Source organism: Mesorhizobium sp. M1163, from assembly GCF_040318415.1.
Lineage (GTDB): Bacteria > Pseudomonadota > Alphaproteobacteria > Rhizobiales > Rhizobiaceae > Mesorhizobium.
On sequence record NZ_JAMYMF010000012.1, the window covers coordinates 24534 to 48992 of the forward strand.

At 64.4% G+C, this 24459-nt stretch carries 26 protein-coding genes, 1 tRNA gene and 1 pseudogene; 21 read left to right on the plus strand and 7 right to left on the minus strand.

Annotation, left to right across the window (positions count from 1 at the left end; all coding sequences use genetic code 11):
- The first annotated feature begins 1 nt into the window (after position 1).
- The 6 genes from NKH43_RS13650 (at position 2) to NKH43_RS13675 (ending at position 7019) form a co-directional block, all read left to right on the plus strand.
- Positions 2–763: an SDR family NAD(P)-dependent oxidoreductase gene (locus tag NKH43_RS13650; protein ID WP_023721353.1), complete on the plus strand. Its 762-nt coding sequence runs from the start codon at positions 2–4 to the stop codon at positions 761–763.
- Between the two features lie 140 nt (positions 764–903).
- The gene (gene pcaF, locus NKH43_RS13655) at positions 904–2109 is read left to right on the plus strand and encodes a 3-oxoadipyl-CoA thiolase (RefSeq protein WP_352858633.1); all 1206 of its coding nucleotides are present in this window, start codon (positions 904–906) and stop codon (positions 2107–2109) included.
- A 168-nt stretch (positions 2110–2277) separates the two neighbouring features.
- A complete protein-coding gene (locus NKH43_RS13660; protein ID WP_352858635.1) occupies positions 2278–3309 on the plus strand; it encodes a BMP family protein in 1032 nt (343 codons plus the stop codon).
- Between the two features lie 202 nt (positions 3310–3511).
- Complete coding sequence (locus NKH43_RS13665) at positions 3512–5023, plus strand: ABC transporter ATP-binding protein (RefSeq protein WP_502906477.1); 1512 nt, start codon at positions 3512–3514, stop codon at positions 5021–5023.
- Positions 5023–6078, plus strand: coding sequence for an ABC transporter permease (locus NKH43_RS13670; RefSeq protein WP_352858636.1), 1056 nt, complete (start codon positions 5023–5025; stop codon positions 6076–6078). The genes NKH43_RS13665 and NKH43_RS13670 overlap by 1 nt, the downstream gene beginning before the upstream one ends.
- A complete protein-coding gene (locus NKH43_RS13675) occupies positions 6075–7019 on the plus strand; it encodes an ABC transporter permease (protein WP_352858638.1) in 945 nt (314 codons plus the stop codon). Before NKH43_RS13670 ends, NKH43_RS13675 begins: the two co-directional genes overlap by 4 nt.
- A 14-nt stretch (positions 7020–7033) precedes the next feature.
- Here the strand turns inward: NKH43_RS13675 and NKH43_RS13680 are convergent, their stop codons facing one another.
- Positions 7034–7801 (minus strand): SDR family NAD(P)-dependent oxidoreductase, encoded by a 768-nt coding sequence (locus NKH43_RS13680; RefSeq protein ID WP_352858639.1) that lies wholly within the window; start codon positions 7799–7801, stop codon positions 7034–7036.
- A gap of 266 nt (positions 7802–8067) precedes the next feature.
- Here NKH43_RS13680 and NKH43_RS13685 point away from each other — a divergent pair, with 266 nt between their 5' ends.
- Together NKH43_RS13685 and NKH43_RS13690 are read left to right on the plus strand one after the other, a co-directional pair.
- Positions 8068–8223, plus strand: coding sequence for a hypothetical protein (locus tag NKH43_RS13685; protein ID WP_023678176.1), 156 nt, complete (start codon positions 8068–8070; stop codon positions 8221–8223).
- Positions 8224–8353: 130 nt separating this feature from the next.
- Positions 8354–9301: an LLM class flavin-dependent oxidoreductase gene (locus tag NKH43_RS13690; protein ID WP_352858641.1), complete on the plus strand. Its 948-nt coding sequence runs from the start codon at positions 8354–8356 to the stop codon at positions 9299–9301.
- Positions 9302–9337: 36 nt separating this feature from the next.
- On the opposite strand, the gene NKH43_RS13695 is transcribed toward NKH43_RS13690, so the two are convergent.
- The 3 genes from NKH43_RS13695 to NKH43_RS13705 are packed head-to-tail and all read right to left on the minus strand — an operon-like array spanning position 9338 to position 12241.
- Complete coding sequence (locus NKH43_RS13695; RefSeq protein WP_352858643.1) at positions 9338–10288, minus strand: dihydrodipicolinate synthase family protein; 951 nt, start codon at positions 10286–10288, stop codon at positions 9338–9340.
- Positions 10278–11273 carry a Gfo/Idh/MocA family protein gene (locus NKH43_RS13700; protein WP_352858645.1) on the minus strand — a complete coding sequence of 332 codons (996 nt, stop codon included), beginning with the start codon at positions 11271–11273 and terminating at the stop codon, positions 10278–10280. The genes NKH43_RS13695 and NKH43_RS13700 overlap by 11 nt, the downstream gene beginning before the upstream one ends.
- Complete coding sequence (locus NKH43_RS13705) at positions 11270–12241, minus strand: Gfo/Idh/MocA family protein (RefSeq protein ID WP_352858646.1); 972 nt, start codon at positions 12239–12241, stop codon at positions 11270–11272. Before NKH43_RS13705 ends, NKH43_RS13700 begins: the two co-directional genes overlap by 4 nt.
- A gap of 100 nt (positions 12242–12341) precedes the next feature.
- Here NKH43_RS13705 and NKH43_RS13710 point away from each other — a divergent pair, with 100 nt between their 5' ends.
- The 7 genes from NKH43_RS13710 to NKH43_RS13740 all read left to right on the plus strand — a co-directional run bounded on the left by NKH43_RS13710 (position 12342) and on the right by NKH43_RS13740 (position 19507).
- Positions 12342–13055 carry a FadR/GntR family transcriptional regulator gene (locus NKH43_RS13710; protein WP_352858648.1) on the plus strand — a complete coding sequence of 238 codons (714 nt, stop codon included), beginning with the start codon at positions 12342–12344 and terminating at the stop codon, positions 13053–13055.
- A 32-nt stretch (positions 13056–13087) separates the two neighbouring features.
- On the plus strand, positions 13088–14668 hold the full coding sequence (locus tag NKH43_RS13715) for an ABC transporter substrate-binding protein (RefSeq protein ID WP_352858650.1): 1581 nt from the start codon (positions 13088–13090) through the stop codon (positions 14666–14668).
- A 66-nt stretch (positions 14669–14734) separates the two neighbouring features.
- Positions 14735–15694, plus strand: coding sequence for an ABC transporter permease (locus tag NKH43_RS13720; protein WP_352858651.1), 960 nt, complete (start codon positions 14735–14737; stop codon positions 15692–15694).
- Positions 15691–16596 carry an ABC transporter permease gene (locus NKH43_RS13725; protein ID WP_502906478.1) on the plus strand — a complete coding sequence of 302 codons (906 nt, stop codon included), beginning with the start codon at positions 15691–15693 and terminating at the stop codon, positions 16594–16596. The genes NKH43_RS13720 and NKH43_RS13725 overlap by 4 nt, the downstream gene beginning before the upstream one ends.
- Positions 16597–16614: 18 nt before the next feature.
- Complete coding sequence (locus NKH43_RS13730; RefSeq protein WP_352858653.1) at positions 16615–17532, plus strand: dihydrodipicolinate synthase family protein; 918 nt, start codon at positions 16615–16617, stop codon at positions 17530–17532.
- A complete protein-coding gene (locus NKH43_RS13735; RefSeq protein ID WP_352481116.1) occupies positions 17529–18539 on the plus strand; it encodes an ABC transporter ATP-binding protein in 1011 nt (336 codons plus the stop codon). The genes NKH43_RS13730 and NKH43_RS13735 overlap by 4 nt, the downstream gene beginning before the upstream one ends.
- Entirely contained in the window at positions 18539–19507 is a 969-nt protein-coding gene (locus NKH43_RS13740) for an ABC transporter ATP-binding protein (protein ID WP_352858654.1), read from the plus strand. Before NKH43_RS13735 ends, NKH43_RS13740 begins: the two co-directional genes overlap by 1 nt.
- A gap of 16 nt (positions 19508–19523) precedes the next feature.
- On the opposite strand, the gene NKH43_RS13745 is transcribed toward NKH43_RS13740, so the two are convergent.
- The 3 genes from NKH43_RS13745 to NKH43_RS13755 form a co-directional block, all read right to left on the minus strand.
- Positions 19524–20237 (minus strand): haloacid dehalogenase type II, encoded by a 714-nt coding sequence (locus tag NKH43_RS13745; RefSeq protein WP_352858656.1) that lies wholly within the window; start codon positions 20235–20237, stop codon positions 19524–19526.
- A 292-nt stretch (positions 20238–20529) separates the two neighbouring features.
- The gene (locus tag NKH43_RS13750) at positions 20530–20850 is read right to left on the minus strand and encodes a DUF167 family protein (RefSeq protein ID WP_352858657.1); all 321 of its coding nucleotides are present in this window, start codon (positions 20848–20850) and stop codon (positions 20530–20532) included.
- 13 nt (positions 20851–20863) lie between these two features.
- Entirely contained in the window at positions 20864–21154 is a 291-nt protein-coding gene (locus NKH43_RS13755; RefSeq protein ID WP_023678162.1) for a YggT family protein, read from the minus strand.
- Between the two features lie 164 nt (positions 21155–21318).
- Here NKH43_RS13755 and NKH43_RS13760 point away from each other — a divergent pair.
- The 6 genes and pseudogenes from NKH43_RS13760 to NKH43_RS13785 all read left to right on the plus strand — a co-directional run bounded on the left by NKH43_RS13760 (position 21319) and on the right by NKH43_RS13785 (position 24447).
- Positions 21319–21394 (plus strand) — tRNA-Ala (locus NKH43_RS13760).
- Positions 21395–22024: 630 nt separating this feature from the next.
- Positions 22025–22261 (plus strand): annotated as a pseudogene (locus tag NKH43_RS13765) (EamA family transporter); the annotation flags it as partial.
- Positions 22262–22334: 73 nt separating this feature from the next.
- A complete protein-coding gene (locus NKH43_RS13770; protein WP_352858659.1) occupies positions 22335–22925 on the plus strand; it encodes a DMT family transporter in 591 nt (196 codons plus the stop codon).
- Complete coding sequence (locus tag NKH43_RS13775) at positions 22922–23542, plus strand: LysE family transporter (RefSeq protein ID WP_352858660.1); 621 nt, start codon at positions 22922–22924, stop codon at positions 23540–23542. The genes NKH43_RS13770 and NKH43_RS13775 overlap by 4 nt, the downstream gene beginning before the upstream one ends.
- Positions 23543–23607: 65 nt before the next feature.
- Positions 23608–24210: a hypothetical protein gene (locus tag NKH43_RS13780; RefSeq protein WP_352494099.1), complete on the plus strand. Its 603-nt coding sequence runs from the start codon at positions 23608–23610 to the stop codon at positions 24208–24210.
- Between the two features lie 21 nt (positions 24211–24231).
- A complete protein-coding gene (locus tag NKH43_RS13785) occupies positions 24232–24447 on the plus strand; it encodes a hypothetical protein (protein ID WP_352515619.1) in 216 nt (71 codons plus the stop codon).
- The last annotated feature ends 12 nt before the right edge of the window (positions 24448–24459 follow it).

Consider the following 24459-nt stretch of genomic DNA (forward strand, 5'->3'; position numbering starts at 1 on the left):
CATGATTCTGAAAGATCGCATCGCCGTGGTGACGGGCGCCGGGTCGGGGATCGGGCGTGCCGGCGCCATGATAATGGCCAGGGAAGGCGCGCTCGTGGTGATCGCCGACAGGGACCAGGCGGCGGGGGAAGCAACCGCTTCCGACATTCGTGCGTCCGGCGGTCGGGCCGAAGCCGTCGCCACCGATGTCGGCGACGATGCGGCGGTCGAGCAGCTCGTCGCAGGAACGCTGGGCCGGCATCGGCGGATCGACATCCTGCACAATCATGCCGGGATCCAGGTCGGCGGCACGCTGACCGAAGTCGGCGCCGACGGCATGGATGCCTCCTGGCGGATCAATGTGCGGGCGCAGTTCCTCGCGGCCAGGCTGGTCATGCCGTCGATGATCGCGCAAGGCGGCGGGGTGATCCTGAATACCGCCTCGAATTCGGGTGTGTTCTACGACCGCGAAATGATCGCCTACGCAACCTCAAAACATGCCGTGGTGGCGATGACCCGGCAGATGTCGCTCGACTATGCCCGGCACAATGTCCGCGTCAACGCGTTGTGCCCCGGCTGGGTCGACACGCCCTTCAACGAACCGTTTATCGCGCAGATGGGCGGGCGGGCGGCGATCGAAAACTATGTCCGCACCAAGATCCCCATGCAGCGCTGGGCCAGCGCCCAGGAAATCGCCGAAGCGATCCTGTTTCTCGTTTCCGACCGCTCGTCCTTCATGACCGGGCAGGCGTTGGTGATCGACGGCGGTGAAAGCATCGGCTGATCCGCAGCTCCCGGCGGGCGGGAGCTGAAATTCCCTTTGGCCTAACGGCCGGCGGCAAGATGTGCTTTCGTCTCAAGGAGAATGCGGCCAACATGGCTGGGCCGGGAGCAGAAATCGTCAGCGCAAAGGGAAGCTGCATAATGGCCGAGGCCTATATCTGCGACTATATCCGCACGCCGATCGGCCGCTTCGGCGGTTCGTTGTCGGCGGTGCGTGCCGACGATCTCGGCGCAATCCCGCTGAGGGCGCTGGTCGAGCGCAATCCCGGCATCGACTGGGCTGCCATCGACGACGTCGTCTATGGCTGCGCCAATCAGGCCGGTGAGGACAATCGCAACGTGGCGCGCATGGTACTGCTGCTGGCCGGCCTGCCGAAGGAGATTTCCGGCTCGACCGTCAATCGCCTCTGCGGTTCGGGCATGGATGCCGTCATCATCGCAGCGCGCGCGATCAAGGCCGGCGAGGCGGAGCTGATGATATCCGGCGGCGTCGAATCGATGTCGCGCGCACCGTTCGTGCTGCCGAAGGCCGAGACCGCGTTTTCGCGCAATGCCGAAGTTCACGATACCACGATCGGCTGGCGCTTCGTCAATCCACTGATGAAGAAGCAATACGGCGTCGATTCGATGCCGGAGACGGGCGAGAACGTGGCGGAAGAGTTCGCCGTCTCTCGCGCCGACCAGGATGCGTTTGCCGTGCGCAGCCAGGACAAGGCGGTCGCCGCACAAGCCAATGGCCGGCTGGCAAAGGAAATCACGCCGGTGACGATCGCGCAGCGCAAGGGTGACCCGATCGTCGTCTCGAAGGACGAACATCCGCGCTCGGGTACCACGATCGAGGCGCTGGCCAAATTGCCGACGCCGTTCCGGCAAGGCGGCACGGTTACGGCCGGCAACGCGTCGGGCGTTAACGATGGTGCCGCGGCGCTGATCGTCGCCTCGGAAACCGCCGTGAAAAGATACGGGTTGACGCCGATCGCCCGCATCCTCGGCGGTGCCACCGCCGGCGTGGCGCCGCGCATCATGGGCATTGGTCCGGTGCCGGCCACGCAGAAGCTATGCGCCCGGCTCGGCCTGGAGCCGCAACAATTCGATGTCATCGAGCTCAACGAGGCCTTCGCCTCGCAAGGCATCGCCGTGCTGCGCCAGCTCGGCATTGCCGAAGACGCGGGGCACGTCAACCCAAATGGCGGGGCCATTGCGCTTGGCCATCCGCTCGGCATGTCCGGGGCGCGCATCACCGGCACGGCGGCATTGGAACTGCGCGAGGTCGGCGGCCGCTATGCGCTTGCCACCATGTGCATCGGTGTCGGCCAGGGCATAGCGGTGGCGCTGGAGAGATTGTGAGCGAGCAACTCCGGCCGTTCTGAGAGGGCGGCTGCGCGAATTCCCACAGTCGTTCCGCCCTTCAAATTTGACCATGTGGACAAAAGCCGGGCACCGTTCCATAGTTCCTTCGCTGATATTCCAGAGAAGAGAGCCGGCTCGACACGGCGCCAATCAGAGGGGCATGCAATGGACAACGGGAAGAGCAGAATCCAATCGAAACGCGAAGGGCTTTCGCGACGCAACGTGCTGGAGCTAGGCGCGCTCGGCCTTGCGGCGGCGATGCTGCCGGGCAGCGCCTTTGCCAAGACCAAGAAGCTGAAAGTGGCGGCGATCTTCGCCACCCCGATCGAGGAGCCGTGGGACAACCAGATCCACGTTGCCCTGCAGAAGGCCGAGAAGGAACTCGGCATTGAATACAAATGGTCGGAGAAGGTGCAGACCGCCGATTTCAGCCGTGTCATGCGCGAATATGCGCAAGGCGGCTATGAGCTGGTGCTGGGCGATGCCTTCGCCGCCGAGCGCGAATCGCGCAGGACGGCCAAGCAGTTTCCTAAGACCGCCTTCCTGTTCGGCTCAGGGGCCGGGCCGGCCGAGCCGAATTTTGGTGTCTTCGACAACTGGATCCACGAGCCGGCCTATCTGTCCGGCATGATCGCCGGAAAGATGTCGAAATCGGGCACAATCGGCGCGGTTGCGGCGATGGGTATTCCGGAAGTGAACCGGCTGGTCAACGCCTTCTTTGCCGGCGCCAGGGAGGTCAATCCCAACATCAAGAAGAAGGTCGCCTTCATCGGCTCGTTCTTCGATCCGCCAAAGGCAAAGGAAGCGGCTGTCGCCCAGATCGACGCCGGCGTCGACGTCATCTATGCCGAGCGCTTCGGCGTCATCGAAGCGGCGGCGGAGAAGAAGATCCTCGCCATCTCCAACATGTCGGACCAGTCGAGCCTCGGCCCCGACACGGTGATCACCGGGCCGGTCTGGGACATGTATCCGACCGTCGAGCAGGCGATCAAGCTGGTCAAGGCCGGAGTCTTCACGGCGCAGGATTACGGCGATTTCTCGCGCATGGCCAAGGGCGGCTCCTACCTCGCGCCGTACCACAAATTCGACAAGACGCTGCCGGCCGAGGTCAAGGAACTGGTCGAGAAGAAGAAGGTCGAGATCCTCGACGGCAATTTCCGCGTCGACGTGGACGAGAATACGCCGGTCTCGGACTGAGTGCGCCCGCCCCTCCCCCTTGAGGGGAGGGTGGCCCGCAGGGGCGGGTGGGATCCTCCGCGACGCGCTCCGTCTTTTAAGTCAAAAGTCGCGGCGGTAGTCAAAAGTCGAGACGGTTGAGGCGACCCCTCCCGCCTCGCTTCGCTCGGTACCTCCCCGCAAGGGGGAAGGGTATCCGCGCCATCTCTCACCAGGAGTGCCCTTGCCCGCCCCTCTCATCGAAATGCGCGGCATCACCAAGAGCTTCGGCGCCGTCAAGGCGAACGAGGCCGTCGATCTCAGCGTCGCGCCGGGTGAAATCCTCGGGTTGCTCGGCGAAAACGGCGCCGGCAAGACGACGCTGATGAACGTGCTGTTCGGCGCCTATGCGCCCGACGCCGGCGAGATCCTGGTGCAGGGCCGGCCGGTGGCGATCAACAGCTCGGCCGATGCGCTGGCCGCCGGCATCGGCATGGTGCACCAGCATTTTCATCTCGCACCGCGGCTTTCGGTGCTGGAGAACCTCTTGATCGGCATTCCCGGCAGATCGGGCCGGATCGACCGCGCCGGGGGGCTGGCGCGGCTTGCCGAGATCGGCCGCCAGCATGGGCTGACGCTCGACCCGGACCTTCCCGTCTCGGCGCTGTCGGTCGGCGAGCAGCAGCGGCTGGAAATCGTCAAGGCACTGTTTCGCGGCGCAAGGCTGCTGATCCTCGACGAGCCGACGGCGGTGCTGGCGCCAACAGAGGTCGACGGGCTGTTTTCGGCGCTGCGCTCGATGGCGGCACAAGGGCTCGGCATCATCTTCATCTCGCACAAGCTCAACGAGGTGCGGGCGCTGACGCATCGCTGCGTCGTGCTCAGGCACGGGCGCGTTGCCGGCCGCGTCGATACGCCGGCCAGCACGACATCTTCGGAGATGGCGCGGCTGATGTGCGGCCACGAGATCGTGCCTCCGGCCAGGGGACCGTCGACACCGGGTCCGGCGGTGCTGACCCTCGATGGTATCTCGACATCGCATCATTCCGGCATGGCGCTGCGCGATGTGTCGCTGTCGGTACGCGGCGGCGAGATCCTCGGCATTGCCGGCGTCTCCGGCAACGGCCAGCGGGCGCTTGCCGAGGTTGTCTCCGGCGTGCGTGCGCCCGATGCCGGGAAGATGACGATAGCCGGCAAAGCGGTTTCGCGGTTCTCGCCGCGCGACGTGCAGGCGCTCGGTCTCGGCCGCATCCCGGAAGACCGTATGACGACCGGGCTGGTTACCAATCTGCCGCTCGCCGATTCGATGGTGCTGCCGCGCATCGGCACCAATGCGTTCAGCCGTAACGGCCTGCTCAAGCCGGATGCGATCCGCGCTTTCACCGAGGCGCAGATCAAGGCCTATGACATTCGCTGCCCCGGGCCGATGACGCGCGCCGGGACGCTGTCCGGCGGTAATCTGCAAAAGGCGCTTTTGGCGCGCGAGCTCGCCTTCGATCCGACAGTGCTGATCGTGTCGCAGCCGACACGCGGCCTCGATATCGGCGCCGCGCGCTTCATCCACGAAAAATTCCTCGACATGCGCGCCAAGGGCTGCGGCATTATCGTTATCGGTGAGGACCTGGAAGAGTTGCTGATGCTCTGCGACCGCATTGCCGTAATGTATGAGGGCCGCATCGTCGGCACGCTGGACAGCACCGATGCCAGCGTCGCCAGACTCGGGTTAATGATGACTGGGGCGGAGGGAAAAGCCTGATGTTCCGTCTCGAGACCCGCACCTCAACGCCCGCGTGGTTCAATCTGGCGCTGCCGCTGCTCGCCGTCGGCGCGACGCTGATCCTGTGCAGCGGCCTTATCGCACTGGCCGAGGCCGGCGTCGTCGAGGCTTATGGCGTGATGTTTTCGGCGTCTTTGGGCGACAGCTACGCCATCACCGAAACGCTGGTGCGTGCCGCGCCGATGATCTTCACCGGCCTTGCCGTGGCGGTCGCCTTCCGCGCCAAATTCTGGAACATCGGCGCCGAAGGGCAATTGCTGGCCGGTGCGGTGGCGAGCTGTGCCGTCGGCGCCATCCCGATGCCGGGGCCGCTCGCCATGTTGCTGATGGCGCTGGCGGGCGCCGCCGCGGGCGCGGCCGTCGCCCTGATCCCCGCCACGCTGCGGGTGAAATTCAGGGTCGATGACGTGGTCAGCTCGCTGTTGCTCAATTCGGTCATTTTTTACGCGCTGATGGCGCTGATCGAGGGCCCATGGAAGGATAGTTTCAGCGGCTACCCGATCTCGCCGCCGATCGAGGATTCAGCGAATTTCCCCGTACTCATCGAAGGCACGCGGCTGCATCTCGGCGTCGTCGCGGCGCTGGTCGCAGCACCGGTCATCTGGTTCGTGGTCGCGCGCACGACGCTCGGCTTCCGCATCAGGGTCACCGGCGAGAACCCGGAAGCCGCGCGCTATGGCGGCATCAATGTCGAGCGGGTGCTGATTTCGACGGCGCTGCTGTCTGGCGCATTGGCCGGCCTTGCCGGCGTCGGCGAGGTCGGCGGCGTGCATTTCCAGGTGATGAGCGACATCTCGCCGGGCTATGGCTATTCCGGCATCGTCGTCGCCATGCTGGCGAGGCTCAATCCGCTTGGCGTCGTGCTGGCGGCGATCTTCCTTGCCGCCGTCATGACCGGCGCCGAGGCGATGTCGCGGGCGACCGGCGTTCCGGCCTTCCTCAGCGACGTTATTCAGGGAACCGCGCTGCTCGCCATGCTGGTGGCGCTGCTGTTCACCGCCTATCGCATTCGTCGCGTCGGAGCCGCCAGATGAGCGTGGTGCTGGAGCAGATCTTCCAGGTCGGCTTCCTGGCCGCCATCATTCGCATCGCCACGCCGCTTGCCTTCGCGACGCTGGGCGAAATGTTCTCCGAGCGCGCCGGCGTGCTTAATCTCGGCATCGAAGGCATCATGCTTTTGTCGGCAATGACCGGCTTCACCGCGGCGAGCCTCAGCGGCAGCCTCTGGCTTGGCGTGCTTGCGGCGGTGCTGACCGGGGCGCTGATGGGCGCCGTGCACGCGCTGTTCACGGTAGCGCTCGGCCTCAGCCAGCATGTCTGCGGCATCGGCGTGACGCTGTTCAGTTCAGGCCTTGCCTATTTCCTCTACCGGCTGATCTTCGGCCAGCAATCGGTGCCGCCGAACATCAAGGGGTTCGAGACGCTGCCGATCCCGATCCTGTCCGGCATTCCGGTGCTCGGGCAGGCGGTGTTCAACCAGTTTTCGCTGGTCTACATGGCGATGCTGTCTATTCCCCTGGCCGCCTTCGTGCTCTACCGCACGCCGTGGGGCCTGTCGGTTCGCATGGTCGGTGAAAACCCGCGCGCCGCCGATTCGGCAGGCGTCAGCGTCATCGCGACGCGCTCCCAGGCGGTGATCCTCGGCGGCGCCTTGATGGGGCTTGCAGGCGCCTTCCTGTCGATGGCGCAATTCAACGCTTTCACCTTCGGCGTGGTTTCCGGGCGTGGCTGGGTGGCGATCGCACTCGTCGTCTTCGGCCGCTGGGATCCATGGCGCTCGGCAGGCGCCGCACTGCTGTTCGCCTTCGTCGACGCGCTGCAATTGCGCATGCAGGCAAGTGGGCTCGGCCACATTCCTTATGAGGCGTTCCTGATGCTGCCCTTCATCTTCACCATCGTCGCCATGGCGGTGATGTCGCGCAATGCGGTGGCTCCTTCGGCACTGCTCAAGCCGTTCCGGCGCGAAGAGCGGTAGCGGCGCGCCGTCCTTCACATCGCGGTAAAGCCGTTATCCACGAACAGATGGGCGCCGTTGACGAAGCTGGCCTCGTCGCTGGCCAGGAACAGGGCTGCCCTCGCCACCTCTTCCGGCTCGCCGATCCGGCCTTGCTGCGCGGCCATTGCCGCGTCTGAGACATCGACGCCAAGTTTGTCGAGATCGGCGACCTCGCGCAGGCCATGCGGTGTCCTGATGAAGCCGGGGCAGACCGCATTGCAGCGGACGTTGCGGTCGCGGAATTCGACGGCAATGGCACGCGCGAACATGTGGCAGGCACCCTTGGTGGTGTCGTAAAGCACCTCCATCGGCGTCGCCGCCACCGCCGAGATCGACGAGGTGCAGACGATGGAACCGCCGCCGGCGGCGATCATGCCGGGCAGCACGGCGCGCGTCATCAGGAACATCGAACGCACATTGACGGCATGCAGCCAGTCCCATTCCTGCAGCGTGGTCTCCAGGAAGGGTTTGATGACGATGGTGCCGGCATGGTTGAACAGAACCGTAACCGGGCCGAATTTTTCCATCACGCCCTTCACCGCCGCTTCGACCTGCCGCTCGTCCGATACGTCGGCGACCCAGTGCTCGGCGATATGGCCGCGTTGCCTGATTGCCGCTGCGATGGCAGCCGCCGCTTCGCCGTTGCGGTCGACGATCGCCACCTTGGCGCCCTCGGCCGCGAAAAGCTCCGAGGCCGCACCGCCCATTCCCGTCGCGCCGCCCGAAATGATGGCGACCTTGCCGGCCAGTCTTGTGCCCATGTTTTGCTCCCTGCTGCCTTGCCGTGACGTCGCGGCTTCCGCTCAAGCAGCGATGCTATCCCGCATCCATTGGATGGCCAAGGAGCCACACACACATGGACTTGACGTTTTCTGCCGTCTTCCCAGGCACGCCCAAAAGCCAGCGCTAAGCAGCAAAAACACCAATCTGTCTGCGGTTTGGGGAAAATTGTTCTAAAGATCGCGCGAAAATAGCACTCGACAAAGTCTACTGATTTTATAGATTAAGCGCCGAGACGGAGGTTGATATGTCCTATAGCCAGAACGCTCAGACTGCCCGCAAAGGCCAAAGGCTGGGTTCCGACCAGGTGTGGCGGCCGGCCTATGCCGGCGCTTTCGCCTATCTCGTCTTTGCCCTTGCGTTCGTATTCACCGGGGCAGTGGTACTGGGGCTGATCCCCTGATTAGTAAGGCTCTGATCGTCGAGGCTTGCTCGGGATAGCGGCCTGCCGTTTGCAGAAATTCCGGAGTTGAATGAACCGAATGCCGGTGCGCTTTTGCGTGCCCTGATTCAACGTGATGGAGGAGATGGCAATGCCGATCGAGTTCACGCATGTTCCCGGTAAGATCCACGCTGCCGACGCCAGCTTTTTCTACGACTTTGTCGAGACCGCGACGAAGCTGTCGCTGATCGAGGATGCCGGATTCCAGAAGATCGTCATCGACGACCAGGCCGGGCTGCTGACCAATATGGACCTTGCCGCCCAGACGCTGGACCGGACCTCCTCCCTCGAGGTCGTGCTCACCCATTGGGCAGGCGTGATCGAACCAACCGTGGCGGCGCGGCAGCTCGCTGCCCTCGACGCGAGAAGCCGTGGCCGGCTGTCGCTCAGGATGCTCAGCGAGCCGCTGAGCGACGACGATGCCGAGGCACGTCCGGCCGGCCATACGGTGGTCTGGCAACGCATCGACGAATATCTGGTGCTGCTGAAGCGGTTGTGGTCGAACGACAGGCCGTTCGACCATGAAGGCGCCTTTTACAGCGTCAACGGCGGCTATGTGCCGCGCAAGGGGCTGCATGGTGCCGACGTGACCATCCGCATGGGCGGACAGTCGGGCACGGCGCTCAGGGTCGCGGGCAGGCATGCGGATGTGTTCGAGCTGGCGCCCGGCTCGCTTGCAGAAATCCGACAGTCAATGGAGCGCGTGCGCGGCGCTGCCGCCGAACACGGTCGGGCCGGCAAGCTGCGTTTCGCGCTTCCCGTCCGAATCCGTTCGGCAGACAAACCTGCCGCTTCCTGCCAGAAGGCGGTCGAACTTGCCGGGCCGCCGGCGCAGGTCGCGCTGTCGCTGCTTTCCTACGCCGCTTTGGGGATCAAGGAGTTCATGATCGTCGGCGTCGACAGGCCGCGCGAGATTGCGACTGCCGGCCGCGAGGCGATCGCACTGCTGCGCAACTCACTGGCACGGCGCGAGGCAGATGCCCCTGCATCGGGGACGTTTGTGTCACGCGCGATACCGGGCCTGCGAGCCGAGTGCTGAAGAGCCGCCGTCGTCACGCACCTTGGCTGACGGATCCTACCACCATTCCGGGAAAGCCGCGTGAGCGGCCCTGGCCAGCGTCGGGATTTCCTGATCGGGAACGGAGCTGTAGGGCCAGAGCAGTCGCGGGCCGAGCGGCGCCCAGCCGCCGGCCGCCGCCATCACCTTGTCGAGCGCTGCATCGCTGACATTGTAACGGGTGCGAAACGGTAGGACATGTGCGGCGAGGAAGGCCTGTATGCGGGCCTCGACCTCGGCAGCGGCGGCCATGTCGGTGCGGATCATCTGCCACCACTGTACCGCACCCTTCGGGTTGAGGCAGGCAACGTTGGAATAGCTGCCATGAGCCTCTCCAACATAGCCTGTCGCCAGCGTGTGGCCGGGGACGAAGACGGAGAATCCGTCCAGTTTGCGACGCATGTCGGCATACCAGTCGGCGTCACCGCCCGGCAGTTTGGCGCCGACCAGCGACGGCACGGCCGCGCGCAGCCGGGCGATGCCTTCGAGTGTCAGGCGACGCTTGGCGTGCGGCGGGTTGTAGAGCACCAGCGGCGTTTCGGGCGCGGCCTCGCAGAGGCCGCCGACAAAACGCATGACCTCGTCGTCGCTGGGCGGCCACCAGTCGGGCAGTGTGAATTGCACCGCCGCCGGGCCAAACGCCGAGACCCGCGTCAGCCGCTCCAGTGCGACGCGCGGATTGGACTGGCTGATGCCGATCTGGAAAGGAAGGCGCGCGCCGCCGGCTGTTGCGGCGACCAGCCCACAAAGCCGGTCGAATTCGGGCTCGGTCTGGCAATGGAATTCGCAGGCCGTGCCATTGGAATAGACGCCGTCGACGCCTGACGCGCAAAGCCGCGCGATCGTCTCTTCCGTCGCCTGCCAGTCGATCGCTCCGCGATCGTCGATGGCCAGCATCACCGCGCCCCAGACGCCGCGCGGTGCGTGTGCGGGCAAGCGGGCCAGATGGTCGTCGAGGTCAGCGTGCACCGGCGATCTCGTGTTCGTGGCGGGTTTCGTTCGACGCGAAGGCAGCCTCGATAATGCCGATGATCTTGCGTGCATAGAGACCGTCGACCGGCACCGGCGTGTCGTCGGCAATGGCATCGCGCATCGCGCTCCATTCGCGCACCAGCGCGTTGTGCATCCAGCTCGGTTCGAATGAACCGGGCAACTCGGTCCAGACCGTATCGCGTCCAAGCATCGTGCCGCGATCCATGTCGATGCGCAGCGTTCCCTGCTCGCAGACCAGATCCATGGCGTAGGTGGTAGCGCCGGTGCGGTAGCCGATGCTCTGCATCTGGCCGATGCCGCCGCCGGCGAAGCGCAGCCCAAGCAAGGCGCTGTCGTCTGCTTCCTGGTCATGGAACTTGGCGCCGAGCATGCCGCTCACCGACACGACATCGTCATCCATCAGCCAGACTAGGCGGTCGAGCGCGTGGATGCCGGCCGTCAACAGCATGCCGCCGCCGGTCGACTTGCGCAGATGCCAGTCGCGGCGATTGTGCTCCATCCATAGCTTGATGATCCAGCTCGATCCGATGAGCGGCCGGCCGAGCTCTCCTTGCTCCAGCTTCTGCCTGGCTGCCATGCAGGGCAGGGCGAAATGCATGAGATGGGCGACCATCAGCTTGACGCCGCTATCGGTTACGGCGGCGTTGATCGCGTCGCAGGCAGCCGCCGTCGGCGCCATCGGCTTTTCGAGCAGGATGTGCTTGCCGGCGTTTGCTGCGCCGATGGCCATTTCGGCATGGAGATGGTGCGGGGTGGCAATGAGGACCGCGTCGACCTCCTTGTCGTCCAGCAGCTTGCGCCAATCAGTGTAGCCGCAGCCGCCATATTCGGCGGTGAAGCGCTGCAGCGCATCGGCATTTCCACGAGAGGCGGCGACGAGACGAATGCCTCCCACCTCACGGATTGCCCGCGCATGGGCTGCGCCGAAATCGCCGGCGCCGATAATTCCTATTCCAATCATGATCCTGCCTTTTCATAAGCGGCGTCGATCAGAGACATCGCCGCAACATAATCCTCGATGGACACCGGCGGAGGCGCCTTTCTGGCCAGCCGGTCAAGCGTATCGCGCATGAACAGACGATAGCGCGTTGCCGGCAGTTCGACCGGCAAATCGACGATTGCTGCATCGTCGAGCGTGGCGCAGATGGCACGGTCGCCATGATCGACCAAGGTCGCATTGGCACTGACGATGCGCCACTCGAAATCGCCTCCGGGGCGCATCGAGGCAAAGGTGTAACCGGCCTCGACGATGAACAGCGCGCCGGCCTCGTCTTTCAGCACCAGCAGCGCATGGTCATCGACCGGGCCGGGGTGAATGCGATTCGTGATCGAAACGGTTTTCAGGCCGAGCTTGCCGGTTGCGAGGCTGAGTGCGGCGTCGACGCCGTGTATGCCGAGGTTCCTCAAAGCACCGCCGCCGCCAACCGCTGGGTCGACGACCCACGCGACACCGTCGGCGATGTAGCGTTGCGGCGGGCCATTGACCAGCCGGAACTGGCAATGCGCCACCCGGCCGGCGCGGCCTTGCCGGCGCAGGCGTTCAAAGGCGGCAACGGCCGGGCCGAAACGGTTGGGCAGGGGCACAGCGACAAAGGCCCGGCGCTGCCTGACAAGGTCGCGCAAGGCTATCAGTTCTCTCGTATGGCTGGCCGCCGGCTTCTCCAGGATCAGCGATATCCCTGCCGCGATGATCGCACGTGCCCGCGCCGGCACCGTCGAAGGGTGCCCCATCAACAGGATCACGTCCCGCGGGCTGGAGAGCATCTCCGTGAAATCTTCGATGAACGGCAGGTCATGACGCGCGGCGAACACATGTGCGTGGCCAGGGTCCTCGTCCCAGATGCCGACGATCTCCGCGCCGTAAAAGCGTGCGGCGTCGAGGTGCATTTCGGCGTGCCAGTGGCTCGAGCCGGCGAGGATTATCTTCATTCGGGAGCAGCACGTTTGCTATGGGCTTGCAGGATATCCTACAAGTGGCTATACGACAAGCGGCGGGCAGCGTAATCCGGCGGATGATGAAAGCAGTGGGATGGCGGAACTGAAGTCGATCGAACCGTTGAGCAGACCGCCGCTCCTTTACGTCACCGTGCAGGAAAGCCTCAGGGCCTATATCGAAAGCAACAAGCTCAAGGCAGGCGATCCCTTGCCGCCGGAGACGTTCCTGGCGCAGCGGCTCGGCGTCGGCCGCAACTCTGTTCGCGAAGCGATCAAGGCGCTGGAATCGATCGGCATCCTGGAGACGCGGCGCGGCATCGGCGTGTTCGTCAAGGAGTTCTCGTTCAAGCCGCTGCTGGATAACCTGGCCTACGGCCTGCAGGATTCGCTGCGCGATGTCGAAGAGCTGCGCGAAATCCGCCGCGTGTTGGAAACCGGCCTCATCGCCAAGACGATCGAGATGATCAGCGCCGAGGACATCGAGGCGCTGCGCCAGCTGACCGCGCGCATGCGGCAACGTGCCGAGCGCCATGAGAGCTTCGCCGAAGAGGACCAGCAATTCCATCAGATGCTGTTCCGCTGCCAGAACAATCACATGCTGAGCGCACTGATCGACATCTTCTGGACGGCGTTCAACAAGGCCTCGAATTTCACCAATCTCGATAATCCGACGCCGCTGGCGACATGGCGCGACCATCACGAGATCGTCGAGGCTGTCGCCGCCAAGGATGTCGACCAGGCGCGTCGGCGGCTCGACGACCATTACCGGGGGATCCAGCAGGTTATCGCCAAAAACCGAGCAAGCTGAAGAACAACCTGAATATGCCAAGGGAGGAAACCATGCGCATCAGGACCATCGCATTCTCAGTCGCCGGGCTGCTGCTCGCCAGCATTGCCCCATTGACCAGTGTCCAGGCACAAAGCGCCAAGACCATCACGGGCGGCTTCGACGTCGGACCCGGCGGTTTTCCCAAGAACTTCAACCCGCTGGTCGCGACCGGCGGCTACACCTGGCTCAGCACCTATTTCGAACCGCTGGTCATCTTCAATGCCGGGCTGACCGAGATCGAAGGCGACCTCGCCAAGGACTACAAGATCAGCGACGACCAGCTGAGCTACACATTCAACCTGGTCAACGAGACCTGGCATGACGGCAAACCGTTCACCTCGAAGGACGTCAAGTTCACCCTCGAGCTTGCCAAGAACAAGGCCTCCGGCAGCCTGTTTGCCGCCCGCCTCGCCAACATCGCCTCGGTCGATGCGCCGGATGACCACACCGCAGTGGTGAAGCTATCGAAACCAAACGGCTCGTTTCTATCCATCCTCTCGCAACTGATGATCCTGCCGGAGCATGCCCTGGCCGCTCTGCCGCCGGAATCGCTGGCGACAAGCACCTGGTGGTCGACCGCTCCAGTCGGCACCGGCCCGTTCAAGTTCAAGCGCTACGTGACCGACCAATATGTCGAACTGGCAGCCGATGACGATTATCGCGGCGGCAAGCCGAAGGTAGACGTGCTCATCAACCGCTATTTCGAGTCGCCGGCGGCGGCCGTCGCCGCGCTCCGCGCCGGCGAGATCCAGTTCACCTATGTCGAGCCCGACGATGCGGCATCGTTCAAGAGCGACAGCAATTTCAAGGTGATCGAAGGTGCCTCCTATGTGGTCAACTATATCGGCCTGAACCAGAAGGTCGACCTGTTTAGGGATATCCGTGTCCGCCAGGCGATTATGTATGCGATCGATCGCAACGCCATCATCGACAGCCTCTACGGCGGTGCCGCCGAGCCAGCCAATTGCGGCTATGTCGCGCCGCATCTCGTTCCCGCAGGCCTCGAACCCTATGCCTACGATCCGGCAAAGGCCAAGGCGCTGCTGAGCGAGGCCGGCTGGGACAAGATCAACGGCGACAAGCCGATCACCTTGCTGACCTATTACGGCTCGCCGCAAGCGGCCAATGTGATGGCCGCTGTCCAGTCGATGCTGGCCGAGGTCGGCATCAATGTGGTGCCGCGGGTCGTCGATACGCCGACCTACAACGGCATCGTCTACAAGCAAGGCACGCCGGACTGGAACGCCTTTCCGATGGTCTATGCCGGCCTGCAGAACGGCCCCAACCCGGCCGGCCTCAATCCCGGCCTCAACAAGTCGCAGATTCCGCCGGCAGGCTTCAACACCATGCGCATCGAGTTCGACGATCTGAGCACCGCATTGGACGCCGCGCTAGGCCAAACCGATCCGGCCAAGCTCGATCAATCCTGGCAGGGGGTCTGCAAGGTCATGAACAAGGAGCTACCCTGGGCGACGTTGTGGGTGGCCAACCGCTATGGCGTAGCCTCCAACAAGCTGCATGACTTCGTCTGGACGCCGGCGCCGGGCGGCGGCCCCTACGCAGCTCACCCCGAGCGCTGGGACATCCAGTAAGAAACCCGCAACCAAGCGAGCAGGCGGGACCACTTTGGCGCCGCCTGCCACCGCCACGGAAAGCCCATGTTGAGCTTCATCGCCCGCCGCAGCGCCACAGGACTGCTGATGCTGGTCGCGCTCAGCGTCCTCATCTTCATCCTGCTGCGGCTGGCGCCGGGCGATCCGATCGACGCCTATATCAACCCGTCGGTCCCCATGTCGGCTTCCGACCTCGAGGGCCTGCGCGAACGGCTCGGGCTCGATCGGCCGCTTCCCGTGCAATATCTCGCCTGGCTGCGCGCGGCGCTGAGCGGTGACTTCGGCTATTCGATCCAGCGCAGCGGCGTTGCCGTGCTGCCACTGGTCATGGAACGCATCGGCCCGACGGCGCTGCTGATGGGTACGGGCCTGGCGATCGCCATCGTGCTCGGCATTTCCGCCGGCATTTTCAGCGCGGTGCGCCGTAACGAACCATCCGACATCGCGCTGTCGGTGCTGTCGTTTATCGGTATCTCCAGCCCGGCTTTTCTGACAGCGCTGCTCGGTCTCTATTTCTTCTCGGTGCTGCTGCGCTGGGCGCCGTCCGGCGGCATGCAGACCGCGGGTGCGCCGTTCTCGGCGACGGATGTGCTTGCGCACCTCATCCTGCCCGCCTGCCTGCTGTCCGTCGGCCATGCCGCGCTGATCATGCGTTACATGCGCGCCTCGCTGCTGGAAGTGCTCAACCAGGACTACGTGCGGACGGCGCGCGCCAAGGGCGTGCGCGAGTTCTGGGTGATCATCAAGCACGCCACCCGCAATGCGCTCTTGCCGGTCATTACCCTGATCGGCTCGACCGTCGGCATCGCCGTCGGCGGCGCCATCTTCCTGGAAAGCGTGTTTAACTGGCCGGGCATGGGACTGCTTCTGGTCAACGCCGTCGGCACCCGCGATTACCCGGTGATCATGGGCGCTACCCTGGTGATCGGCGTTTGCGTCATCCTGGTCAACCTCTTGACCGACGTCGTCTATGCCGTCGTCGACCCGCGCATTCAGGTGGCATGATGGCAATCACCGCGCCAGATCCTACAGTTGACCCGACAGCCGTGCCGCAAACCAAAGGCCCGCTTCGCCGCGCGTTCGACCGCTTTTTTGAAAACCGAGCGGCACGCGCCGGGCTTTTGATCGTCATCCCGATCCTGTTGGCGGTTTCGACCTATCCTCTGTGGTGGCCGTTCGGCCCGAACGCCATCGACCTCAGGGCGATGAACAAGGCGCCGTCCGCCATTCATTGGCTGGGCAGCGATGGCGTTGGGCGTGATGTCATGGCCCGGTTGCTGCAAGGCGGGCGGATCTCACTGCTGGTTGCCATCTGTTCGGTTGCCATCTCGACCGTCATCGGCTTCCTGGTCGGCGCCGTCGCCAGCTTTGGCGGGCGTCTCGTCGACGGCACGGTGATGCGCCTGGTCGACCTGGCGATGACGCTGCCGCCGGTGATCTTCCTGCTGGTGCTGGCTTCGATTGCCGGCACCGGCATCGCCCCGACCATCCTGGTGATCTCGCTGCTCTCCTGGCCGGTGCTGTCGCGCATGGTGCGCGCCCGGCTGCTCGAACTGCGCGAGCGCGATTTCGTCGTTGCGGCCCGCGGCATGGGCGCGGGGCTGCCGCATCTGCTGTTCTGGCATGGCCTGCCCAACTGCATCGATATCCTGGTCGTCTACGCCACCTTGCAGATCGCCAACGCTATCCTGCTCGAGGCCGGCCTGTCCTTTCTCGGCCTTGGCATCGCACCGCCAGAAGCCAGCTGGGGCAACATGCTCAATCTCGCCCGCTCCACCGTCGTGCTGGAAAATTACCCCTGGCAATGGATGTTCCCGGGCGCCGCACTGGTGCTCACCGTGCTCGCCATCAATTTCATCGGCGACGGCTTGCGCGATGCATTCGATCCTCGCTCCGATCTCAACTGACCTCGAAGGTTCATCAAAATGCCCCTGTTTACCGGCGTCGTGCCACCTGTCGTCACCCCGCTCAACGCCGATTTCAGCATCGACTTTCCCTCGTTCACCCGCACCATCGAGAACCTGCTCGACGGCGGTGTCCACGGGCTGTTCGTGCTCGGCTCGACCAGCGAGGTGGTCTTCCACGACGAGGCGGGCCGCAGGGCCATCCTCGAGCACGCGGTCAGGGTCAATAACGGCCGGGTTCCGATCTTCGCCGGGGTCATCGACCCGACGACCGATCGTGTGATCAATCACGCCCGCATCGCCAGATCGGCCGGCGTCGACGCCATCGTCGTCACCGCGCCGTTTTATACCCGCACCAGCCAGCCGGAGATCGGCGACCACTTCCGCTATATCAAGGATGCGATCGACATTCCCGTCATCGCCTACGACATCCCGGTCTGCGTTCACATCAAGCTGGAGCGCAAGACCACGGTCGGCCTCGCCAGGGAAGGCGCCATCGCGGGCATCAAGGATTCCAGCGGCGATGACGGCAATCTGCGTTACGTGCTCAAGGACATGGCCGATGACCCGGGGTTCTTCGGCATGACCGGCTCCGAGATCCTGGTCGACAGCGTGCTGGCCATGGGTGCGCATGGCGTCGTGCCGGGCCTCGCCAATGTCGACCCGCATGGCTATGTCAGGCTGTGGAAGCTGATGCAGGCCGGCCAGCATGCCGAAGCCCGGCTAGAGCAGGAGCGGCTGTTAAAGCTGTTCGAGATCGTCTGGATCTCGCTCGGCAGGACAAGCGCCGGCTCGGCCGGCGTCGGCGCCTTCAAGGCAGCGATGAAGAGCCTCGGCATCATTGCCTCGAACACCATGGCGCGGCCGCAACGCAGTCTGAACGGGGAGGAAACCGCAAAGATCGACATGATCCTTCGCGACGTGGGGCTGCTCCGCTGAGTGTCGCGCCGATACTCTCGATTTCCGGCCTGCGCGCGGTGTTCCGCATTGCGGGGCGCGACATCGCGGCGGTAACGGATGTCGACCTGACGATCGGCTCCGGCGAGACGGTGGCGCTCGTCGGCGAATCCGGATCCGGCAAATCCGTCACCAGCCTGTCGATCATCGGCCTGTTGCCGAAAAGGGTCGGGCATATCGCTGAGGGGTCGATCGCGCTGCGGCGCAAGAACGGCACGGTCACCGAGCTGACCAGCCTCGATGCCGAGTCGCTGCGCAAGATACGCGGCAACGAGATCGGCATGGTGTTCCAGGAGCCGATGGCCAGCCTCAACCCGGTCTACACGATCGGCGAGCAGATTGCCGAGCCGATCCGCATCCATCTCGGCAAATCGCATCGCGAGGCAGAAGCAGACGCGGTGCGGCTGCTGGAGCAGGTCGGCATTCCCGATCCGAAGCGGCGGGCGCGACAGTATCCGCACGAGCTGTCGGGCGGGATGCGCCAGCGCGCCACTATCGCCATGGCCCTGTCCTGCGATCCAGGCTTGCTGATCGCCGATGAGCCGACAACCGCGCTGGACGTCACAATCCAGGCCCAGATTCTCGATCTTTTGGCCGAGCTGCAGGCGCAGCGCGGCATGGGCATCCTGTTCGTCACTCACAATCTCGGCGTCGTAGCCGAAATTGCCGACCGGGTAGCGGTGATGTATGCCGGGCGTATCGTCGAAACAGGTCCGGTGAGCGAAGTGTTCACCCGCCCGCGTCATCCCTATACGGCGGGGTTGATGCGCTCGGTGCCGAGGCTCGGCGAGGCCACGGCGCTGAAGATAGCGGGGACGCCGCTGCCGACCATTGCCGGAAATGTTCCGTCGCTCGCCTTGCTGCCCAAGGGCTGTTCCTTCGCGCCGCGCTGCCCGATGGCTATCACCGCCTGCCGCGCCGCGGTGCCGCCATTGTTTGCGGCGACGCCGACCCAGCAAAGCCGCTGCCTGCGCTGGGAGGAGCTTTGATGGCCGACGTTCCCTTCCTCTCGGTCAAAAACCTGACCAAGCATTTTGCGCCGACCGCGTTTTCGCGCGGCCCCATCGTCAGGGCACTGGAGGATATTTCGTTCGAGGTCAGGCGTGGTCAGGTGGTCGGGCTGGTCGGCGAATCCGGCTCCGGCAAGACCACGATCGGCCGCTCGGTGCTGCGTCTGATCGAGCCGACATCCGGCCAGATCAGCTATGGCGGCACCGACATCACCAGGCTGGGTGCCGCCCAGTTGCGCCGCCAGCGCCGCAAGATGCAGTATATTTTCCAGGATCCCTTCGCCAGCCTGTCGCCGCGCATGACGATCGGGCAGATCCTCACCGAAGGCTTGGACATTCAAGGCATTGGCAGGAAATCCGAGCGGCGGGCGAAGGCCGAGAAGGCACTTGCCGCGGTCGAGTTGCCGGTCGACGCCTATGATCGCTACGCCCATGAATTCTCGGGCGGCCAGCGCCAGCGCATCGGCATCGCCCGGGCGCTGACGCTCGAGCCGGAATTCATCGTCGCCGACGAGCCGGTCTCGGCACTCGACGTCTCGATCCAGGCGCAAATCATCAATTTGTTGCGCGACCTGCAGCTCCGGCTCGGCCTGACCATGCTGTTCATTTCGCACGATCTGGCCGTGGTCGAGTACATCTGCGACACGGTCATCGTGCTCTATCTCGGGCGCATCATGGAGGTCGCGCCGGCGGCCGCGCTCTATGCCCGGCCGCAGCATCCCTACACGCGCGCGCTGCTGTCGGCCATTCCGTCGCTCGATCCGCTGGCCAGGCAAGACCGGCAAGTGCTCAAGGGCGATATTCCCAGCCCGGCAAACCCGCCGTCGGGCTGTGTTTTCCGGACCCGTTGTCCGTTTGCGCTGGCGGCTTGCGCAGGGGCTGTGCCGCCCCTGAGGGCGACAGCCGAGGGCCATCTGAAGGCCTGCATCCGCGACGACATCGCTTAGGTTTTCTGCCCTCGGCCTACGGGAGAACTTGGGCGAGATGGACAAGGTCGTCGGCCACAAAGTCCCAGCTCTCAAGAGGCGAGAGATCGGTCGTCTGCCCCGGGCCATGCTCTTTTGGACGAGCAACAAAGGCGGTTCCAATACCGCACCTTCGTGCCGCGGCCAGGTCGTCATTATGCGCGGCGACTAACACGGCCTCCGAAGGTCGCACCTCCAGAATCTCCACTGCGCGGAGATAAGCCTGCGGCGCAGGCTTGTAGGTGCCGAACACATCCGAGCCAAGGACGGTGTCCCAAGGCAGGCCCGAGCGCTTGGCCATATCCAGTAACAGCCGGGTATTGCCTCCCGACAAGGGCGCGATGCTGAAGCGTTCCTTCAGCCTCGCAAGGCCTTTCAGCGAATCGGGCCACGGCTCCAGCCGGTGCCAGGCGAGATTGAGTTCCTCAACTTCGGCGGCCGGCAGCTCGGATGGGGTTAGCCCGAACACGACGAGAGTTGCGTCCAGATTCTCCCGGTTGATCACGTCGAGTGAAACAAAAGGCCGGTGCCCTGTCCGCACCGCCTCGGTCGAGGCGTCATAGCGCGACGCCCACGCATCGGCGAATTCACCGGGATCGACCTGCTGTGCACCATTTCGCGCGAGGAAGGCGCCAGCCTCCCTTGCAATACCGCTGCGCCAGTCAACGACGGTTCCCAGAACGTCGAAGAATAGAACTCGAGTAGCGGTCATATTGAGCTTTTCCGGTCGGGTTGCGGTGGGTGTCCTGCCGCATCGGTCGCGATAGGACGGATCGGCCTCGTCGAGCTGCTGATCAGATAGTCGAAATGTTTAAAAGCCTGACCGCGAAGGTGGTTCCCCCGACCTCATTGAAACGTCGTCGACGCCAACCCATATGCAATCCGCGTCGGATGTTTCCTCCCATTCGTCCGGCGCGTTCCCCTCTGAAGGTTTTCGACCTTCACATCTGGCCGGGCTTTGCAGCCCGGCCTTTTTTCTGCGAGGGTAAGTGAGCGAACCGAGATCATGGCGTAGGCGTGCCCAGCGTATCGATGCGTTTGGTCAGCGCCGCGGGATCGCCAAGCACGCGCAGCGTCTTCAGCCGCGCGGTGCCGCCGGTGACGACCGAAACGGCTGATGCGGGTACGTCAAGAGCCTTGGCCACCAGCCTTTCCAGCGCTCGATTGGCGACGCCGTTTTCCGGCACGGCGCGGACACGGGCTTTTAAATAGCTTCGCCCATCCGCCGATGTCTCGATGCCTTCCAGCCTGTCCATCGCTGATTTCGGCGTCAGCCGGACGAACAGGTCGATGCCGTCGGCGCGCGTGCGGAACGGCGCGCTCATGGGACGCCTGAACTCAGACGACCAGCGAAAGCACGGTGGTGAGCAGGAACTGCCGGATGAAGAACAGGATCAGCAGCAGGATGATCGGCGAGATGTCGATGCCCCCGAGATCTGGCATGAAGCGGCGGATCGGCCGCAGCGCCGGCTCGGTCAGCCGATAGAGCATGTTGCTGATGGTGTCGACGAACTGGTTGCGCGAGTTGACGACGTTGAAGGCGTAGAGCCAGGAAAATATCGCCGAGGCGATGATGATCCACCAGTAAAGGTCAAGCGCCATGACAATGGTCTGAATTAGGGCGATCATGCCGGTCTCCGATTGTTGCCGACATGTAGCCACTGTAGGTGAAAGCGGCAAGAGCCGCCTTCCGCCGCATGGCAAAGCCGGACGAGCGGCCGAACGGCATTTCGGCAGCAAGCGCAGTCTTGACAGGAAACCGCAGCGGCCGATAAAAGCCCCATCCGCTGGACGGGGCTGTAGCTCAGCTGGGAGAGCGCGTCGTTCGCAATGACGAGGTCAGGAGTTCGATCCTCCTCAGCTCCACCAGCGGATTTTTCGAATCCCCTTGCCTGGTTGCATGCCGAAGACAGCGGCCTTGGGCGCTGTTCCGCTTGCGCAAGCTTACTCGGGCAGGGGCGATTTCGCGACGCCGAGAGAAGGCCGCTCGCGACTTGCGGCCATCGACCGGCGTTTACGAACGCGTTAGGCATCGGGCGGCAAAGATCAGCCTCTCAGGTCGCTCGTCCGGCAGGCCAGAGGGCGTTGCCTCCTTCTCCAACCTTCCGAACGACCCCCTAACCTTGCTGCGCTGAGCGTCGCTTCGGCACCATGACCACCTCGAAAAACGCCCCGTAAGCCATCCGTAAGCCACGTTATCGGAACCTCACCCCGTCGATAAAAGTCGATTGCCGCAGGCCGTTCGCCTGTGTCCATCGGTCAGGCGGCGGGGATTTGAAATGGCGGCTACTTCAGCACTTCGAGACAAAATCCGCGACGCCGGACCGAGCGCGCAGAGCGGTTCCAAAGGTTCTCAGCGCGGCCGGCACACAGCATCACCGGCAGTCTGTAAGCGCAGCTTCAGCGCGTCTTCAGGGCATGCCGGCCGAAGCCCGCCAGGCCCCCCGCAAACGACTTGAACCGGCACATGCCTGCAATCGGCTCTAGGGGGAAGAGCCGATGTCGAAGCTTCACGCCAACCTGCTTCTCCTGCTTGCCGCCGCTTTGTGGGGTTTCGGCAATGTCTCGCAGAAGACTGTGCTCGGATATCTCGACCCGCTGAGCGTGGCCGGCATGCGCTGCCTGATCGCCGGACTTCTGGTGCTGCCGCTGATGATTGGAGAAAGCCGGGTAGCGAAGACCAAAGGTTTTCGCGCCAGCTTGGCAAGGGTCGGCGCGCTATTCGCCATTTCGATCGTTCTGCAGCAGATTGCCTATCTCGGCACCTCGGTCACCAATGCCAGCTTCCTGATCAGTCACCGCGACCGTGATGACGCCGGTTGCAGCGTGGGTTCTGGTCGGGGAGCGGCTGACCGCGACGGTCGGGTTTGCCGCCGGCATGACCCTGATCGGCGCGCTGCTATTGTCTGGCGGCATCGCCGGCTTCAATGGCAGCGACACGACGGTGGTGCTGTCGGCCGCATGCTATGCATTGTGGACGGTCGAGCTCGGCCGCCACATGCAAACCCATGGGCGCCCGTTTGCCACCATGGCGGCGCAGTTCCTCGGCACTGCGGCGGTCACCCTGCCGCTAGCCCTCTCGCATGGCAATTTGTCGGTCGCGACGGCACTCGATGCCTGGCCGCAACTGCTTGCGCTCGGCGTGTTCTCGACTGCCGCCGGCTTCGGCATCCAGACCGTTGCCCAGCGCTTTACCTCTGCCAGCCACGCAGCGGTGATCGTCAGCGCCGAAAGCCTGTTCGGCGCGACTGGCGCCGCCCTTTTTCTCGGTGAGCGGATCTCGCCCATGGGGGCTCTCGGCGCGATGATGATGCTCGGCACCATCCTCTATCTCGTCACCTCGCCCGGGCCGGCGAATCCGGCCGATCCCGTCATATCATCGCTGGAGGGAGCTCCATGAGCTTTGCCGACGCGAGCGGATTCCAGGCTGGGCTTGCGCTCGGCATGGCCTCGATAGGGCCGAACAACCTGATGATGATCAGGGAAGGCTTGCTGCGCGGGCGGGTGATGTTCGTGGCGAGCCTGGTGTGGGCGACCTATGTCGCCCTGATCGCCATCTCCTATATGCTCGGCAGCTCGATCGCCGGCCTCGATCCCTCACTCGGAACGGCGCTCTCCTGGCTTGGCCTGGCGGCGGTCTCCTGGTTTGCGGTGAAATCCTTTCGTGCAGCATTGGCCGTCGGCGAGGCCGAGGACCGCTCCGGCAAGGCCGAGACCAGCCGCTCCTGCGTAGCCCGCGTCATGGGCGTGGTCGGGATGAACCCGCTGACCTACGTCGAGCGGCTGTTCGTGCCGGCGGCGTTCGGCCAGTCTTTCGCTGCGAGTGGTACGCAGCTCGAATTCATGGTGACGCTGATCCTGATGTCGGCGCTCGGCTGTTACGGCTATGCGCTCGGCGGCGGCCTCGTGGCGCCGCTGCTGCGCAGCCGTGCCAGCCTGCGCATCTTCGATCTCATCTCCGGGCTCATCCTGTCCACCGTCGCATTGGTCATGGCCGTGGGGCTCGTCTCGCCATGACCGCCCGTAGCAAACGCCCGCTCATCGTGCCGTCAAATGCCACCGCAGCTGAAAAGGAGGATCCAATGCAATTCGACAACGACCGTGCGCCGTTCGGCCGGCATTTCGCGCTTTCAATCTGGAACGACGCGCCGGCCAGCTGGCGTGATGCCTCCGGGCTGGTCGATCGCCTCTCCTTCGAGCCGTCGATTATCGACTTAAAACCGAAATCTGCCGGCCCCAGTCGGACCGCCCGGGCGGTGTCGCGATTTGCGGCTGCCATCCGGGCGCGCATTTCCGGTCCGGGCGGCTACTACAATCTTGGCAACGCGCTGGGGCTGGCAATGGGCGTGGCGATGCAGCTCGCCACCGGCCCTGAATGGGGTGCCGGCACCCTGTTCGACTATTTTGCCGGCAGCGGCAGCGCCGTGGCGTTGACGCTGGCGACGTCGATCTTCTTCTGCAGCGGCGAAGTCTATCACCGCGCCTGGGCTGGCCGCGATGTCCCCGATCCGGCGCTTAACCGGCGCGCCGATCTCCTGTCGGGGCTCGGCGCGATCGGGCTCGGCGTAGCGCTGTTCCTGCTCGGCCAACCGGTGCTGGCTGCGACTGCCGGACTGCTGCATGCGTTGGGAAAATTCGGCAGCGCCGTGTCCGGCATGATTGTGCCCGGTTGGCCGGCCAGGTAGCCCGATCCGTTCCGCAGCGCAGTGTTGGCCAGCCGCCTGCCTGCGGCATCGGCGGCAGCCCTTTCGGCCGGCTCCGCCGTGCCTGAAGTGTGGTCGGGGGCCTCACCCGCCCTTGTCACCGCGCCGCTGACATTGCTCGCCTGCTACGCGCTGTGGGCGAGGGCCGACCTTCTGCTGTTTGCCGACGCCGGCGAAAGCCCACCAACCCGTTCCGCCGCGGCGGGGCAGGGCGACTAGAGCCGCGCCCGC

Coding starts and splice junctions, on each gene's coding strand:
- NKH43_RS13715 (WP_352858650.1), top strand. CDS start 13,088: ATGCGCATCAGGACCATCGCATTCTCAGTCGCCGGGCTGCTGCTCGCC.
- NKH43_RS13730 (WP_352858653.1), top strand. CDS start 16,615: ATGCCCCTGTTTACCGGCGTCGTGCCACCTGTCGTCACCCCGCTCAAC.
- NKH43_RS13670 (WP_352858636.1), top strand. CDS start 5,023: ATGTTCCGTCTCGAGACCCGCACCTCAACGCCCGCGTGGTTCAATCTG.
- NKH43_RS13650 (WP_023721353.1), top strand. CDS start 2: ATGATTCTGAAAGATCGCATCGCCGTGGTGACGGGCGCCGGGTCGGGG.
- NKH43_RS13705 (WP_352858646.1), bottom strand. CDS start 12,241: ATGAAGATAATCCTCGCCGGCTCGAGCCACTGGCACGCCGAAATGCAC.
- NKH43_RS13690 (WP_352858641.1), top strand. CDS start 8,354: ATGCCGATCGAGTTCACGCATGTTCCCGGTAAGATCCACGCTGCCGAC.
- NKH43_RS13750 (WP_352858657.1), bottom strand. CDS start 20,850: ATGAGCGCGCCGTTCCGCACGCGCGCCGACGGCATCGACCTGTTCGTC.
- pcaF (WP_352858633.1), top strand. CDS start 904: ATGGCCGAGGCCTATATCTGCGACTATATCCGCACGCCGATCGGCCGC.
- NKH43_RS13745 (WP_352858656.1), bottom strand. CDS start 20,237: ATGACCGCTACTCGAGTTCTATTCTTCGACGTTCTGGGAACCGTCGTT.
- NKH43_RS13685 (WP_023678176.1), top strand. CDS start 8,068: ATGTCCTATAGCCAGAACGCTCAGACTGCCCGCAAAGGCCAAAGGCTG.
- NKH43_RS13700 (WP_352858645.1), bottom strand. CDS start 11,273: ATGATTGGAATAGGAATTATCGGCGCCGGCGATTTCGGCGCAGCCCAT.
- NKH43_RS13775 (WP_352858660.1), top strand. CDS start 22,922: ATGAGCTTTGCCGACGCGAGCGGATTCCAGGCTGGGCTTGCGCTCGGC.
- NKH43_RS13675 (WP_352858638.1), top strand. CDS start 6,075: ATGAGCGTGGTGCTGGAGCAGATCTTCCAGGTCGGCTTCCTGGCCGCC.
- NKH43_RS13680 (WP_352858639.1), bottom strand. CDS start 7,801: ATGGGCACAAGACTGGCCGGCAAGGTCGCCATCATTTCGGGCGGCGCG.
- NKH43_RS13725 (WP_502906478.1), top strand. CDS start 15,691: ATGATGGCAATCACCGCGCCAGATCCTACAGTTGACCCGACAGCCGTG.
- NKH43_RS13710 (WP_352858648.1), top strand. CDS start 12,342: ATGGCGGAACTGAAGTCGATCGAACCGTTGAGCAGACCGCCGCTCCTT.
- NKH43_RS13780 (WP_352494099.1), top strand. CDS start 23,608: ATGCAATTCGACAACGACCGTGCGCCGTTCGGCCGGCATTTCGCGCTT.
- NKH43_RS13770 (WP_352858659.1), top strand. CDS start 22,335: ATGACGCCGGTTGCAGCGTGGGTTCTGGTCGGGGAGCGGCTGACCGCG.
- NKH43_RS13720 (WP_352858651.1), top strand. CDS start 14,735: ATGTTGAGCTTCATCGCCCGCCGCAGCGCCACAGGACTGCTGATGCTG.
- NKH43_RS13740 (WP_352858654.1), top strand. CDS start 18,539: ATGGCCGACGTTCCCTTCCTCTCGGTCAAAAACCTGACCAAGCATTTT.
- NKH43_RS13755 (WP_023678162.1), bottom strand. CDS start 21,154: ATGATCGCCCTAATTCAGACCATTGTCATGGCGCTTGACCTTTACTGG.
- NKH43_RS13660 (WP_352858635.1), top strand. CDS start 2,278: ATGGACAACGGGAAGAGCAGAATCCAATCGAAACGCGAAGGGCTTTCG.